The 14,865-nt window shown below is 62.4% G+C and carries 13 protein-coding genes and 2 riboswitches; of the genes, 8 read left to right on the top strand and 5 right to left on the bottom strand.

What is annotated here, in order from left to right:
• Positions 1-19 precede the first annotated feature (19 nt).
• From M516_RS0105915 to M516_RS24270, 5 genes are all read right to left on the bottom strand, one after another.
• Positions 20-532, bottom strand: a complete 513-nt coding sequence (locus M516_RS0105915) for a 1,2-dihydroxy-3-keto-5-methylthiopentene dioxygenase (protein WP_029098302.1) — start codon at positions 530-532, stop codon at positions 20-22.
• 24 nt (positions 533-556) lie between these two features.
• A complete protein-coding gene (locus M516_RS0105920) occupies positions 557-1,213 on the bottom strand; it encodes a methylthioribulose 1-phosphate dehydratase (protein WP_029098303.1) in 657 nt (218 codons plus the stop codon).
• A complete protein-coding gene (locus M516_RS0105925; RefSeq protein WP_029098304.1) occupies positions 1,210-1,887 on the bottom strand; it encodes a 2-hydroxy-3-keto-5-methylthiopentenyl-1-phosphate phosphatase in 678 nt (225 codons plus the stop codon). The genes M516_RS0105920 and M516_RS0105925 overlap by 4 nt, the downstream gene beginning before the upstream one ends.
• Positions 1,884-3,098: a 2,3-diketo-5-methylthiopentyl-1-phosphate enolase gene (locus tag M516_RS0105930; RefSeq protein WP_029098305.1), complete on the bottom strand. Its 1,215-nt coding sequence runs from the start codon at positions 3,096-3,098 to the stop codon at positions 1,884-1,886. The genes M516_RS0105925 and M516_RS0105930 overlap by 4 nt, the downstream gene beginning before the upstream one ends.
• 180 nt (positions 3,099-3,278) lie before the next feature.
• Positions 3,279-3,395: riboswitch (SAM riboswitch) on the bottom strand.
• Positions 3,396-3,562: 167 nt separating this feature from the next.
• Positions 3,563-4,369: a hypothetical protein gene (locus tag M516_RS24270; protein ID WP_051188110.1), complete on the bottom strand. Its 807-nt coding sequence runs from the start codon at positions 4,367-4,369 to the stop codon at positions 3,563-3,565.
• A gap of 133 nt (positions 4,370-4,502) precedes the next feature.
• On the opposite strand from M516_RS24270, the gene M516_RS0105940 reads away from it, so the two are divergent.
• The 8 genes from M516_RS0105940 to M516_RS22830 all read left to right on the top strand — a co-directional run bounded on the left by M516_RS0105940 (position 4,503) and on the right by M516_RS22830 (position 14,798).
• Complete coding sequence (locus M516_RS0105940; RefSeq protein WP_029098306.1) at positions 4,503-5,018, top strand: RNA polymerase sigma factor; 516 nt, start codon at positions 4,503-4,505, stop codon at positions 5,016-5,018.
• On the top strand, positions 4,996-6,171 hold the full coding sequence (locus tag M516_RS0105945; RefSeq protein WP_029098307.1) for an anti-sigma factor: 1,176 nt from the start codon (positions 4,996-4,998) through the stop codon (positions 6,169-6,171). Before M516_RS0105940 ends, M516_RS0105945 begins: the two co-directional genes overlap by 23 nt.
• Before the next feature lie 90 nt (positions 6,172-6,261).
• Positions 6,262-6,404: riboswitch (SAM riboswitch) on the top strand.
• Positions 6,405-6,586: 182 nt separating this feature from the next.
• Positions 6,587-7,813 (top strand): S-methyl-5-thioribose kinase, encoded by a 1,227-nt coding sequence (gene mtnK / locus M516_RS0105950; protein WP_029098308.1) that lies wholly within the window; start codon positions 6,587-6,589, stop codon positions 7,811-7,813.
• Positions 7,810-8,853, top strand: a complete 1,044-nt coding sequence (gene mtnA / locus M516_RS0105955; RefSeq protein WP_029098309.1) for an S-methyl-5-thioribose-1-phosphate isomerase — start codon at positions 7,810-7,812, stop codon at positions 8,851-8,853. The genes mtnK and mtnA overlap by 4 nt, the downstream gene beginning before the upstream one ends.
• Positions 8,854-8,967: 114 nt before the next feature.
• Positions 8,968-9,546, top strand: a complete 579-nt coding sequence (locus M516_RS0105960; protein WP_029098310.1) for a GNAT family N-acetyltransferase — start codon at positions 8,968-8,970, stop codon at positions 9,544-9,546.
• 136 nt (positions 9,547-9,682) lie between these two features.
• Positions 9,683-11,431 carry an ABC transporter ATP-binding protein gene (locus M516_RS0105965; protein ID WP_029098311.1) on the top strand — a complete coding sequence of 583 codons (1,749 nt, stop codon included), beginning with the start codon at positions 9,683-9,685 and terminating at the stop codon, positions 11,429-11,431.
• Between the two features lie 15 nt (positions 11,432-11,446).
• Complete coding sequence (locus M516_RS0105970; RefSeq protein WP_029098312.1) at positions 11,447-13,537, top strand: ABC transporter ATP-binding protein; 2,091 nt, start codon at positions 11,447-11,449, stop codon at positions 13,535-13,537.
• Between the two features lie 82 nt (positions 13,538-13,619).
• Positions 13,620-14,798 carry an MFS transporter gene (locus tag M516_RS22830; RefSeq protein WP_035289011.1) on the top strand — a complete coding sequence of 393 codons (1,179 nt, stop codon included), beginning with the start codon at positions 13,620-13,622 and terminating at the stop codon, positions 14,796-14,798.
• Positions 14,799-14,865: the final 67 nt, after the last annotated feature.

Here is a 14,865-nt window from a genome sequence, read left to right on the forward strand (position 1 = left end):
TCGTTTCATCGTTTCCGGTTTAGTAGATCGCTTCCCAGCCGGCCGGTGTGACGAACAGGCGGATCGCCTTGATCTTGCGGTCGTCCATCAGCGTGAAGTAATGGCGGTAGTAGGACGGAACGGAGATCAGGTCGCCCGGCTCCATTTCCACGTCAAAGTAGCGGCCGTCCTTGCCCTTGATCGCGAAGATGCCGTGGCCGTCCACGCAGAAGCGGCACTCGTCGTCGGTGTGGTGGTGCTCCGCTTTAAATTTGACCAGCAGCTCATCCAGGTTGGGCGTCTGGTCGGACAGGACGATGATGTCGGCAGTGAGATAGCCGCGCCGCTTGCTGATGTCGTCGATTTCCGGGCGGAACGCGTCGAGAATCTGCTGCTTTTCCTCGTCGGTCAGGTTGTAGTTGTCGCGCAGGTTGGCATCCAGGCGGTCCACTCCCCAGTGTTCATAGATGATTTCTTGGGTTTGCAGGAAAGCAGAAACCTCCTCCGGTGCCGTAATGTACTCGTTGTTGTCGTGAAAACGAACTTTTGCCATGATACAATACCTCCTCCAATGATTTTAGCTGGTATGTGTGAGGGACACGGCGTTCTGGCGAAGCTGCAGCCAGCGCACGTGGTACTCAAACAGGAATTCGAACGACTCCAGGTGGCGCTTCGCCTCGAAGTCGTTGGCGCCCCAGGCGTAGATGCCGTGGTTGCGGATCAGCACGCCGGGGACATCGGGCGTGATCACTTTGTCGATCGCGGCCGCCAGTGTCGGAATGTGGGCAAAATTCTCGACAATCGGAATGGTAATGCGGGCGTTTTCCTCCCATATGCCCAGTCCCTTGATCAGTTCCTGCCCCTGAATGGAAAAGGCGCGCTGCCCGAAGTAGAGTTCGGACACGAGGTTGTTCCACACCGTATGCACGTGGAAGCAGGCGCCCGCCTGCGGAATGCGCTTGTAGACCACGGCGTGGATCAGCGTTTCCGCCGAGGGCTTGAGCGCTGTCGGTTCGACCGGGCGGGACTCCCCGTCGACCACCAGGTAGTCTTCCGGGGAGAGCTTGGTCTTGTCTTTTCCGCTGGCCGTCACGGCAAACTGCAGCGGATCGTCGGAGAGCTTGATCGAGAGATTGCCGCTGGTACCGGGAAACCAGTCGCGGCGGGCAAACGCCAGCTTCGCCTCGTCCAGCCGGCGAAACGCGTCTGCGCGTTGTTCCAGAGTGACTGTCATGGTGAGCCGACCTCCTGTTGGGTTCGTAAATCCTGCAAAATGGCGATGACGTCGTGGAAGGTGGCAAACGTCCGATGCGGCAGGCCCAGTTCGGCGCATTTTTGCGCGAGCAGCGAACGGGCGATGACGAAATCGGCAATCTTGGCGCCCGCCAGATCGGTGACGGAATCGCCGATGACCACGCGGAAGTGGCGGTCCGGATCGTATCGCCGGATGATCGTCGTCTTGCACATGCCGCAGTCGTTGTCGCAGTGTTCGTCGCAGCGGTGCGGCCAGGTGATGGTGATGCGCTCGCCGCTGAAATCGCTGCCGTTGCAGTAGATTGGCACGTTCAGCTCAAACGGGGCGAGGATCGGCTCCACGAAAAAGTCGATGCCGCCGCTGGTGATCAAAAGCTCGATGCCTTCGTCCCGGCAAAAGCGGACGAATTCGGCAAAGCCGGGGCGGATCGCCGCTTCGCCCACGATGAAGTCGACAATCTCCTGCTTGAGCGAGGAGGGGAGGAGCTGAAACAGCCTGCCCACGCCTTCGCGGACGCTCACCTGCTGGGAGAGGATCTTTTCCGTCAGCGCCTCCCACTCCGGGGGAGCAAAGCGGCGCATGATGGCGACAATGTTGTCCTTTTCCGTAATGGTCCCGTCAAAGTCGCAGAACAGCACGAGCGGTTTGCTCATCGTCCGCCCCCCCATTTCTCCAGGGCTGCCGCCAGTTCCGGCGACTCAGCCGCCGCGTCGGCGAGCGAGCGTCCGGCGACGACCGCTTCGATGGCGGCGACAAACGCGCGTCCGCCCGCCGTCGCCCCGCCGGGATGGCCGTGAATGCCGCCGCCGGCGTTGACCACCTGATCCTGTCCAAAATCTTCGTACAGTTGCGGCACCAGGCCGGGGTGAATGCCCGCGGACGGGACCGGGAACGAGCGGCGCATGCCGTGCAGGGGAGCGGTCAGATGCTCCGCCAGGCGCAGGGCTTCCGCTTTGTCCAGGGCCACGCTGCCGTACGGCGACGGGAAGAGCACCAGGTCTGCGCCGGCGATCCGCATTAGCTTGCCCAAGAGCAGCGGCGTGGCGATGCCGTAGTCGGGCGACGGGTAGAACGCGCCCGCCAGCGCCGGATGGGCCATGATCGGCACGTTGACGTCCGGATCGGCTGCCAGGCGGTGCAGAGCGTCGAAGCCGAACGCCAGCACGTTGAACAGCAGGCAGTCGGCACCGGCCTCCACCGCCCGCTTGGCCCGCTCGTTCAGTTCGTGCACCGGACCGGTCAGATTGGCCGCATAGAGGACGGGTTTGCCTGTCTGTACTTCCGTTTCCGCGGCAATCTGCTTGAACGCCTTGATCCGCTCCAGGAACGGAGCGCGGTCATCGGCGAAGAAGATTTCGTCGTCCTTGACCAGGTCCACGCCGCCCAGCGCCTGGGCGCGGAACTGGGCTTTCAGATCGTCAAACGGCATTCCCAGGCAGGACTTGAAAATGCTCATCAGGAGCGGACGGTCATGCACGCCGAGCCGTTCGCGCAGGCCGTCGATGCCGAAGCGGGGGCCGGGAAAGCCGTTGAGGAACGCTTCCGGGAACTGCACGTCGATCAGCTTGATCTTGCCGTCCATGGAGAGCTTGCCGAAGATGCCGGTCAACAGCGACGGGATGTCGGCGGTAAAGTTGCGCACCGGATAACTTACGGTGATCAGGCCGCGCGTTTCCCCGTTTTTCAGCGTCTCCAACGGTTGGGTGTCCACCGCTTCGCCCAGGTACGGTTTCAGTTCCGCCTGTTTGGCGGCAGGCAGGTCGGTCCAGGTGCCGACGGTCATCCCGACGGCGATCCCCTCCGCTTTTTTTCGCAGGTCTTTCGCTTGTGTCAGATAGGTGACGAGGATGCGTTGTTCGTTCATGGATGGGATGATCCTCCTTTGCTGTGCCCTCCCGGCCGCCGGGTCCTTCACGCTGTCCCGGCGATTGCCCGCGCTGTGCCGGGGAGGTGCCGCGGACGAGCCGGACGGGGCCGCTGTGTTCCAACAAAAAACCTCCCCATGGAGGAGGGGAGGCGGTTGTCGTTCATACGTCAGCGTCTCCTCTCATCTCTCGGAAAAACATTTCCGCAGGATTTAGCACCGTTACGCCTCCCTGCCGGGAAAGCGCCGGTTGCCGGGCATCATAGGGCCAGTCCCTCAGCCAGCTCGCGATAAGAGTGTGAATCGTTCGCTATGCGGTTTTGCTTGGTAGATACCCCCATGATATGACGTTCCTTTCAGGGAGTCAACCCTTGATTGGGGGAAATGTGCGGCGCTGTTGAAAAGGCGGCAGGGTGCGCGGCCTGGGTTCGTCCGGCCGTATTGAGCGCGGCCTTTGCGCCGGTTCAGCGATGTACGTGCACGTTTTGGAGAAGCAGCCACAGTTCGGACGTTTCGTCCACCACCCACCAGAAGATGGCATCGCGTACAAACGCGCATCGGTGTGCAGGCGGAGCGGCGGCCAGATAGGCGCGAATGTCGTCCAGCGGTGCGTGATCCCTGCTGCTGCCGGCAAAGGGAAACACGTAGTCGAACGCGGGCCTCTCGTCTTTTCCCTCAATCGGCACGACCCCCAACCCGTCGATGGTCGGGATGCAGCCGGCTGCCTGGCGCTCGCTCTCCAGGTCGCTCAGATACCGCATGACATCCGGAATCGGTTCGAGGCCCAGAGAGGTCCGCAGCCGATGCAGAACGGTGCGGCGATGCTGAAAGAAGGTTCGATGCTTCGGATCCGTTTCCTCGTCGTGCCGGTCTCGTGCCAGGTTGGCCCAATACCGCTTCCATTGGCGGGGAGTACGGACGGAAACAAGATTGCCAAGCTCGCCGGCGGATCCGATCGTCACCACCAGGCGGAAAAAGTCTTCCAGGCTGCGCGCGATGATGCGCAGGGGCGGATCGTCCGTCGGGCTGACGCAGACAATGGGCGCCTCTGTCAGGTCTGTGATGCGGCCGAAATCGGTCAGAAAGCCGTAATGAATGCCGTCGCAGCCGGTGTCGGCAAAGACGTGCAGGTCGGGCGGCGTGATCCAGTAGCGAAAGTCATTGTCCGCAAAACGGAAATGGATATGCTCCAGCGGACTGTCCAATCCTTCCCGGGTCAGTTCCTGCTCCAATACCCGCACGTTCTCCAGCAGGTCAATGCCATAACCCATCAAATCGCTCCTTAGACACCGTGTTATAATATCCCTTATTTTACCATAAACCTCAATCTTTTGAAAAATTGCTGCGGCGCGGTGGAACTTTTTCCCGCCATGTGCGTGGATAGGAGTGAAAGGGTGTGAATCCGTGGAAAAGGTCGGACTGGAAGACGTGTACCGCTTGTACGTCAACGACATATACCGCTACCTCTGCCGATTGACCGGTGATCGGGTGCAGGCGGAAGACCTGACGCAGGAGACCTTTTTCCGGGCGTATCAATACCTGGATGCCTACCGGGGGGAAAAGGTGCGCCCCTGGCTGTTCAAGGCGGCCTACCACACGTTTGTGGACTGGCATCGGAGGCGGAAGAAGCGTCCGTGGCGATTGGTGGAGACGATCCCGGAACAGCCGGACGGGGCGGCGGCGGACCCGGTGCGGGCGCTGCTGAGCCAAGAGGCGTGGTCATCGCTGCGGACGTGCCTGGACCGGCTGCCGGAGAAGCAAAAACAGGTGATCCTGCTGCATTGCGGACAGCTCAGCTACGCGGAAATCGCCGAGGTGCTGGGCATCGACACGGGGGACGTAAAGCGCTCATTGTTTCGCGGGCGGCAAAAACTACGCAGAATGTGGAGGGATGAACATGACGACGGACAAGGCAAATGAGGAGCGGGAACGGGAACTGCTGGCATATCTGCGCGGTGAAATGACGGAGGAAGAAGCCGCCTCTTTCCGTGCGAGGATTGCAGCGGACGAGCTGTATGCGGAACGCTTGGAGGAGCTGCTGCTGGGCAGCGGCGGACAGGAGGAGAGAGAAGCGGACGTGCTGTCCGAAGAGACGCAGCGCGCCATCCTCCGCCGCAGCAAATGGCGCCACAGGCTGGGCAACGCGGCTTACACGGTGGGCATCTCGCTTCTCGTCGGGGCGGTCCTGATGTTCGCCAACGGGTGGATCGGCTGGTATTTGCACGAGGACGCCTACCGGGTGGCCCGGGACATGGTGCACTTTACCCAGCCGGGGCTCACGGTGGGCAGCAGCGGTTCGCAAATCGGATTTCTGTACGGGGAGATAAACATGGAACTGCGTGAACAGGTGGGGGGAGACGATCAGAACGCCGGAACCTTTTCGATCAGCAACGTCTTCTCGATCATTTCCGCGAAGCCGGCATGGACCGACGGTTTGCGGAAAGAGCGGCTCTTTTTTCTCTTTCCGTCGTCAGCGGCCGATCGGGAAGAAAGCGCCTTCCGCAGAAATCCCGCCTGGAACACGCTGGAAAAGCTGCCAGAGGGAACGGTGGCGCAGCTCGCCGTCTCGTTTGACCGGCTACTGACCCATGATGAGTACTACGCCCTGCTTTCCGGCTACGACTTGGATACCACCTGGTTCGCCGTGGACACGGGACAGGAGCGAAACCATCCGGACGCGGCGGAAGGCAGTCTGCTGCTGTCGGCCGGTGACGTGTGGGGATACGCGGAAAGAGAACTCGATTACGGCGAAGCGCCGATTCAGGCACATGGCGAAGGTGAGCGGCGCGCCCGGGCGTACCTGGCGGAAATGGAGTATCTCGCGGGACAGGAACGGCTGACGAACGCCATTGGCGAGCGGCTTGTGACCGCCGGAAACCGGCTGCGCATCGAGGAACGCTGCCGCTACCTGCAGCAGAACGGTGTGCGCCTCTACGGGGCGGTCGTGACGGGCCCTGTCAAGGAACTGCTCAAGCTTCGGCAGGAGCCGTCGATCACGGCTGCCTTCGTGGGCCGGATCGACTGGTGGAACTGGGACCGGCCGAGTGCCTCGGGCCAGCGGACCAGTCCGTGAAGACTGGACATTTCACCCAAAAAAGGGTGTTGACAGCGCGAAACCGGGGTTGTATGATTCAAACAAACGTCAAAACCGCATACGTTGGATACCTTATCCAGAGAAGGTGGAGGGACTGGCCCGATGAAACCCGGCAACCGACATGACGCTGTCCGAGCGCTTCCGGCGACGGACGTGCAGCGCGTGCACGGTGCTAATTCCTGCAGAAACAAAAGTATTCTGGAAGATAAGGGGGAGACGACACGCAGACGCGTACGGACAGACCTCTTTTCTTCGGGAAAAGAGGTCTTTTTGCATGTGCGGAATGCTCTGGCTGGAGGCGGCAGCGGTTCACGCGCCGCCCGGCGGCCACCGAATAGACACACCGGAAATGTGAAGACAAGCGGCATCTGCCGAAGGAGAGGGGAATTGAACCATGGCGTATCGCGCATTGAGCGAACAAGAAGCAGTGCAGTACGTAAAACAACTGCCGGACCTGTTTGCGGCGGAAGCAGAGCTGACCAGCCGGGAGATCGGCGACGGCAATCTCAACCTGGTTTTCCACATCCGGGAGGAAGCGACGGGCAAAAGCGTCGTCGTCAAGCAGGCGCTGCCCTACGCCCGCGTGGTGGGCGAATCCTGGCCGCTCACGCTGGACCGCGCCCGGATCGAAAGCGAGGCGCTGCGCATCCAGCACAAATACGTGCCGGATCTCGTGCCGGAGGTGTATCACTTTGACGAGGAGCTGGCCCTGACGGTGATGGAAGACGTCAGCGACCACGTGATCATGCGAAAAGGCTTGATCGCGGGCAACCGCTACCCGCTGTTCGCCAAACAGATCGGCCGCTTTCTCGCCCATACGCTGTTTTACACGTCCGATTTGGGGGCGCATCCCTACGACAAAAAAGCGCTCGTCGGAAGATTCATAAATCCGGAATTATGCAAAATTACGGAAGACCTCGTCTTCACCGATCCCTACGAAGACGCGCCGACCAACAGCTTCAACCCGCTGATCCGGCGGGAGGTGGAGGCGATCTGGAACAACAAGCCGCTGAAGCTGGAAATCGCCAAGCTCAAGTACGAGTTCCTCACCCGGGCGGAGGCGCTGGTGCACGGCGACCTGCACACCGGCAGCATCTTCATTTCGCCGACGTCGATCAAGGTGATCGACCCCGAATTCGCCTACTACGGCCCGATCGGCTTCGACATCGGCGCGGTGATCGCCAACCTGCTGCTGAACTACGCGGGCCAGCACGGCCTGCAGCCGGATACAGGAAAGCGGGAGGCCTATCGCGAATATCTGTTGGCGACGGTGGAAGACGTCTGGAACGAGTTTGTCTCCCAGTTCGTCCAGCTCTGGCACAAACAGGCGAAAGAGCGCAGCGCCCACACCGAAGGCTTCTGGCAGAGCTACGTGCAGCGGCTGATCCGGGACGCGGCGGGCTTCGCCGGCTGCAAAATCCTGCGCCGCGTCATCGGGCTGGCGGGCGTCGCCGACCTGAACAGCATCGCCGACGATCAGACCCGAGCGGAAGCGGAGCGGCTGGCGCTGGCGATCGGCCAGGCGCTGATTCTGGAGCGGAACGGCGTGGAGGTATCGACAGACATCACAGACATCGTTCGGACGGTTACCGCACGATACTACCAGGAGGCTGCAGTATGACAACGACCAGCACGCCATTTGCGCCGGTCAAGTGGCAGGATGACGCGCTCGTCCTGCTGGACCAGACCCGGCTGCCCGTTGAAACGATCTACCTGACGCTGACCACTTCGGAGGAAGTGTGGGCAGCCATCCGCCATCTGCAGGTGCGCGGGGCGCCCGCCATCGGCATGGCGGCCGCCTACGGCTTGTATCTCGGCGTCCGCAGCAGCGACGCCAACGATTTTGAGGCGTTTTGGCATCATTTGAGCGAGCAGGCCGACTACCTCGGCACCTCCCGCCCGACGGCGGTCAACCTGTTCTGGGCCCTGGACAGGATCAAGGCCCGCGTGCAGCGCGAAGCCGGCAAACCGGTGGCAGAGCTGAAGGCGGCGGTTCTGGACGAAGCCCTGTCCATCCAGCGGGAAGACGCGGAAGTGTGCCGCCGAATCGGAGAGCACCTGCTCACCCTGTTGAAAGACGGCATGGGCATCCTGACGCACTGCAATCCGGGTGCGCTCGCGACCGCGGCCTACGGTACGGCGACGGCCCCGCTCTACCTCGCCAAGGAGCGCGGCTGGAACCTGAAAGTGTACGCCGACGAGACCCGGCCGGTGCTGCAGGGGGCGCGCCTCACCGCCTACGAGCTGCAGCAGGCGGGCATCGACGTCACGCTGATCTGCGACAACATGGCGGCGATGGTGATGGCCCAGGGCAAGGTGCAGGCGGTCATCGTCGGCACGGACCGCGTGGCGGCCAACGGCGACGTCGCCAACAAGATCGGGACCTACGGCGTGGCGGTTCTGGCACACGCGCACGGCATTCCGTTTTACGTGGCGGCCCCGCTGTCTTCGGTCGATCTCGACACGCCGACGGGTGCGGACATTCCGATCGAGGAGCGGCCGGCGGAGGAGATTACGCACGGATTGGGCAAACAGGTGGCCCCGGACGGCATCAAGGTGTACAATCCCGCGTTTGACGTCACTCCGGCCCGCTACATCACGGCCATCGTCACCGAAAACGGCATCTACAAACCGGACGAGATCCGCAATTGCAAACGATAACGGCAAACAGCCCCCGGGCCGCCTCTGGGAAGGTGCGTCTTTCCCGGCGGTCCCGTTTTCCACGTTGGTAAAGCGCCCCCGGGCGCTGTTTGCGTTTCCTGGAGGAGGAGCGGCATGAAAATCATTCCCATGACGGCGGAGGCCTGCCTGAAGCGGCTGGAGCCGGCCGACGCGGAGGAGATGTTCTGGCTGACGGATGTCAACCGGCCCTATTTGCGTCAGTGGCTGCCGTGGCTCGACATGGTGCGCGAGGTGAAAGACACGGCCCGGTTCATCGCCTTGACGATTGACCAGCATCACCGCCGCCAGGGCACCCATTACGGAATCTGGTACAACGGCAGGCTGGCCGGGACGCTGGGCGTCCACAGCATCGACTGGGCCAACCGGAAGACGTCCATCGGGTATTGGCTGGGGGCGCAGTTTCAGGGAAAAGGGCTGATGACCCAGGCGGTGGCCGCTTACCTGGACCATCTCGTGTTTGGCGAGTGGGACCTGGAGCGCGTCGCCATCCAGGCGGCGACGGGCAATCACAAAAGCCGGGCCATTCCCGAGAGACTCGGCTTCCGGCTGGAGGGCGTGCTGCGCAGCAACGAATTTTTGTACGACCATTACGTCGACCACGCCGTCTACGGCATGCTCGCTGCGGAGTGGCGAAGCCGGACGTCCGCGGACGAGAGCGGGAGCGGGACGTGAAAGAAAAAGTTGGATTGACAAGAAATTTTGGGTAAAATACGATCATAACAGCGAAAAAGGGTTGCGTGCCGCGCATCCCTTTCTTTGTTGAAACGAGTTCTTTGTTGAAACGAGAGCCGGCGAAAGGGGGAGCAGCGTGCGCACCTTGCTTCAGTTGTCCTGGTTTTTTCGGAAATATTGGAAAAGATACGCGATTGGCATTTTCTTTCTGTTTGTCATCGATCTGCTGATGCTGTGGCCGCCCCACCTGATCGGGCAGACGGTGGATCTGATCCGCAACGGCTCGCTGACGCCGTCCGGCCTGGCCCGGACCGTGGCGATCCTGCTCGGCCTCGGGCTGGTGATGTACGCCATTCGCTTCCTCTGGCGCTACCTGCTGTATGGCGGTGCGCTGATCCTGGAGCGGACGCTCAGGGACCGGCTGTTTGCCCATCTGACGCGGATGACGCCGTCGTTTTACCAGCGGCGCCGCAGCGGCGACCTGATGGCGGTGGCCACCAACGACATTCCCGCCATTCAGATGACGGCGGGCGATGGCGTGCTCACGCTGGTCGACTCGCTGTTTGCCACGCTGCTGACGCTGAGCGTGATGATCGTGGCGATCGACTGGAAGCTGACGCTGGCGGCGCTGGTGCCGATGCCGCTGTTGGCCTGGGCGACCGCCTACTACGGACGATTGCTGCACGAGCGGTTTTACCTCGCCCAGGAGGCGTTCGGGGAGATGAACGACCACGTGCAGCAGTCCGTCTCCGGCGTACGGGTGCTGCGCGCCTTTGTCCAGGAAGAGGAGGACGTGGAGGCGTTTCGCCGGGTAAGCGAAAAGACGCTGGAGCGAAACGTCAGCGTCTCCCGCATCGACGCACTGTTTGAACCGACGATTGCCGTCATCATCGGCTTCAGCTTTTTGATCGGGCTCGGCTACGGCACCTATCTCGTCTTTACCAGCGCGATCTCGCTCGGGGACCTGGTCGCGTTCAATTTGTACCTCGGCCTGCTGATCTGGCCGATGTTTGCGTTTGGCTGGCTGATGAACATTCTGCAGCGGGGGAGCGCTTCCCACAAGCGTTTGCTGGAGCTGTTTGACGAACAGCCGGACGTCGCCGATCCGCCGCAGCCCGTCACCCGCCTGACGTCCAGCACGGTGGAGGCCCGCTCGTTTACCTTCCGCTATCCCGGAGCGGAGACGCCGGCGCTGCGCGACGTCAGCTTTGTTTTGAAGGAAGGGGAGACGCTTGGCATCGTCGGCCGCACCGGCAGCGGCAAGTCGACGCTCTGCCGCGCGCTGCTGCACCAGTACCCGGTGGAGAGGGAGTCGCTGTTTGTCGGCGGCGTGCCGGTTGAACGGATTTCCTTGTCCGCCTTGCGGGAAAAAATCGCCTACGTGCCGCAGGAGCATCTGCTCTTCTCCCGCACGATCGCGGCCAATGCGGCGTTTGGCCGGCCGGACGCGACCCGGGACGAGGTGGCGCACGCGCTGGAACTGGCGGAAATGGGGCGCGATCTGTCGCAGTTCCCGGCAGGCCTGGAAACGATGGTGGGCGAAAAGGGCGTCACCCTTTCCGGCGGACAGAAACAGCGGATCTCCATCGCCCGCGCGCTGTTGATGAATGCCGATATTCTGGTGCTGGACGATTGCCTGTCGGCCGTCGACGCGCGGACGGAGGAGAGCATCCTGCGCCATTTGCGGGAGGAGCGGGCCGGCAAGACGACGATTATCGCCGCCCACCGCCTCTCCGCCGTGCAGCACGCCCACCTGATTCTGGTGCTGGACGAAGGAAGGGTCGTGGAGCGGGGAACGCACGACGAACTGATGGCGCTGGACGGCTGGTACGCGGAGCAGTACCGCCGGCAGCAGATGGAACGGTACGTCGCCGGACAGGGATAGGGAGGGGGGCTTTCGATGAACGAGACAAGCGTATGGCGGCGGCTGGCGGAATTCGCCATGCCGTTTCGCAAACAGATTGCGGGAGCCCTGCTGCTGCTGTTGCTCGGCACCGGCGCGGAGCTGGCCGGTCCCTTTGTGGCCAAAGTGATGATCGACAACCACATCCTGGCCATTCAGAAAAACTGGTACCGGTTCGAACGCGAGCCGGTCGATCGGGAGGGCAACCGCGTCGGCATTCCCATCGCGGGACGCTATTACGTCCGGGAAGACTGGCTGGACGACCTGTCGCCGGATGCGGCCGCCCAAGGGACGTTGGCGCAGGTGGTCACCGAGGGGACGACCTACTACTTGTTGGACCGTCCGCTCAGGGGAGAAGGCGACACGCAGATTCGGCCGATCGCCGGCGCAGACGGACGGGAACGGGTGGAAGCGACGCTTCGGCAGGCGGGGCGCACGCTGGACCGGACGGAAGGCGTCCGCCTGCTCGCGGCGGAGGTCCGGGACCTGTACAGCCGGGACATCTTCCCCATTCTGCTCCTGGCCGGCGGGTATGCGGTGCTGATCCTGGTCAGCGCCCTGTTCAATTACATTCAGATTTTGTCGCTGCAGACGACGGCGCAGCGCATCATCCAGCGGATGCGGATGCAGCTCTTCGCCCATCTGCAAAAGCTGCCGGTCTCCTTTTTTGACCGGACGCCGGTGGGGCAGCTCGTCTCCCGGGTGACGAACGACACGGAGGCGATTCGCGAACTGTACGTCAGCGTGCTGGCCACGTTTGTGCAAAACGGAATCTACCTCCTCGGCATCCTGATCGCGCTGTTTCTGCTGCAGCCAGAGCTGGCCCTGTTCTGCTGTCTGACGGTGCCGCTCCTGGTCGTTCTGATCGTCGTCTACCAGCGCTACAGTTCCCGTTACTACGCGGCGATCCGCAGCCGGTTGAGCGACATGAACACGACGATCAACGAGATGATCCACAACATGCCGGTGGTGCAGGCGTTTCGCCGGGAGACGGGCGTGCAGCAGGAGTTCGCCCGGGTAAACGACGAGTATTTCCGCGTCCGCCTGAAAGAGAACAACCTGGAGGCGCTGCTGCTTAGGCCGGCCGTTGACCTGATCTGGAAAATTGCGCTGACGGTCATCGTCTGGTACTTCGGGTCGCGTTCGTTTCACGGCGCCATCTCGTTTGGTGCGCTGTTTGCGTTCGTCGATTACATGGGACGGTTTTTCGAACCGATCAACATGATCATGAACCGCCTGTCGCAGCTTCAGCAGGCGGCCATATCGGCGCAGCGGGTGTTTGACGTGCTGGATACGCCGTCCGAGGCGGAGCGGGGCGGCCGCCAGATCGGCCGGCCGCGCGGCGAAGTGGTGTTTGAAAACGTCTCGTTTGCCTATCAGGGAGACGAGTACGTGCTGAAAAACGTCTCGTTCACCGCCCGCCCCGGGCAGACCGTGGCCCTGGTCGGCCACACCGGTTCGGGGAAAAGCTCGCTGATGAACCTGCTGCTCGGCTTTTATCCGGTCACGCGGGGACGGATCACCATCGACGGGATCCACATGAACGAACTGGACACCCGGGCGCTGCGCCGCCATGTGGGTCTGGTGCTGCAGGACCCGTTCCTGTTTGCGGGCAGCGTCGCCTTCAATGTCCGGCTGTACAACGAGGCCATTTCCGACGAGGACGTGAAGCGGGCGGCCGAAGCGGTGAGGGCGGACGAATTTATCCGCCGCCTGCCGGAGGGGTACGACGAGCCGGTCGTGGAGCGGGGCATGACGCTGTCCGCGGGGCAGCGCCAGTTGATTTCGTTTGCCCGGGCGCTGGCCGCCGATCCGGCCATTCTGATTCTGGACGAAGCGACCGCCAGCATCGACAGCGAAACGGAGTCGGCCATCCAGGAAGCGCTGCATGTGCTGTCGCGCGGCCGGACGACCTTTGTCATCGCGCATCGGCTGTCCACCATCCAGCATGCCGATCTGATTCTGGTCCTGTCGCGCGGCGAAGTGGTGGAGCGCGGAACGCACGACGAACTGATGGCCCAAAACGGGCTGTATCAAAAAATGTACCAGTTGCAGCAGGGGCGTCTCTCTGCGACGATGGAGCAGTAGGGGGGTGACCCTGACGCGGCGGGAAGGCTGCGTATGCGCGTATGCGAAAAGGAAGAGAGTTCGAGAGGAGTTACCAGACATCATGTCGTCATCGCGTTATACCTTTTGGGTACTGATCCTGGTGGTGGTGATCGCCGGCGTCAGCCAGGGCCTGACCATCCCGCTTCTGGCCGTGCTGTTGGAAAAGCAGGGGGTGTCGTCCCTGGCCAACGGGCTGAACGCGGCCGCCCTGTACATCGGGATGGTACTGGTTTCCCCGTGGCTGGAGATCCCGCTCAGACGGATCGGCTACCGTTCCACCATTTTGTGGGGACTGCTGCTGGTTACCGCCGCCACTGTGCTGCTCCCGTTCTTTTCCCATCTGGCCGTCTGGTTTGTCCTGCGGCTGCTGATGGGCGTGGGCGATTCTTCGCTGCACTACGCCAGCCAGATGTGGGTGACGAAAATCGCGCCGCCAGAGCGGCGGGGACGGGATTTGTCGCTGTACGGGCTGGCGTACGGGATCGGCTTCAGCATCGGACCGCTGGGGATCAATCTGCTGCCGTTCGGGATCTGGGCGCCGTTTGCGGCGGTCACTGTCCTGTACGTGCTGGCGTTTTGCCTGCTGGCCCGCATCCGCAACGCGTTTCCGGATCCGGTTCCGCCGGCTGCGGATGGAGGGCGGGAAAACCGCTACGCTGCCGTCTTCCGGCTGGGGTGGCTGGCGCTTATTCCGTCGTTTTTGTACGGATACATGGAGACGTCGCTCAACGGCAGTTTCCCCGTCTACGCGCTGCGGACGGGCATCTCGGTGGAGTGGGTGTCGCTGATCCTGCCGTCGTTTGTCGTAGGCAGCATCATTCTGCAAATGCCGCTGGGAGCGCTGAGCGACCGGATCGGCCGCAGGCAGGTGATGGGTGCCTGCGCATTGGTGGGGGCGGCTGCCTTTCTGCTGTTCCCGTTGAGCGGCAGCAGCGTCTGGGGGATGATGCTGCTGTTGGCCCTGGCGGGAGCGGTGGTCGGGTCGTTTTACTCGCTGGGCCTCGCCTTTGCGGCCGACATCCTGCCGGCTTCCATGGTGCCGACGGCGGGCATCATCGCCGGCGTGAACTTCGGCGTGGCCAGCATTCTCGCACCCAACGTGAACGGTCTCATGATGCAGTTGTGGGAGCCGTGGACCATCTTCTGGCTGATGGGAGGGCAGCTTCTCGCCTTTGCCGCCGCCTGCCTGCTGCAGCGGCCCCAGCCGGAAAAAATGCGCCTTCATACGCAAAAAGGCTAGGTACAGCGCCCTTCTGCGGCCGGAGGGGCGGCTGTCATGCGGCTGGACTCAAGGGCCGTTTTTGCTG

Origin of the sequence: Brevibacillus thermoruber 423, assembly GCF_000454065.1 — a bacterium.
GTDB classification, from domain to species: domain Bacteria; phylum Bacillota; class Bacilli; order Brevibacillales; family Brevibacillaceae; genus Brevibacillus; species Brevibacillus thermoruber.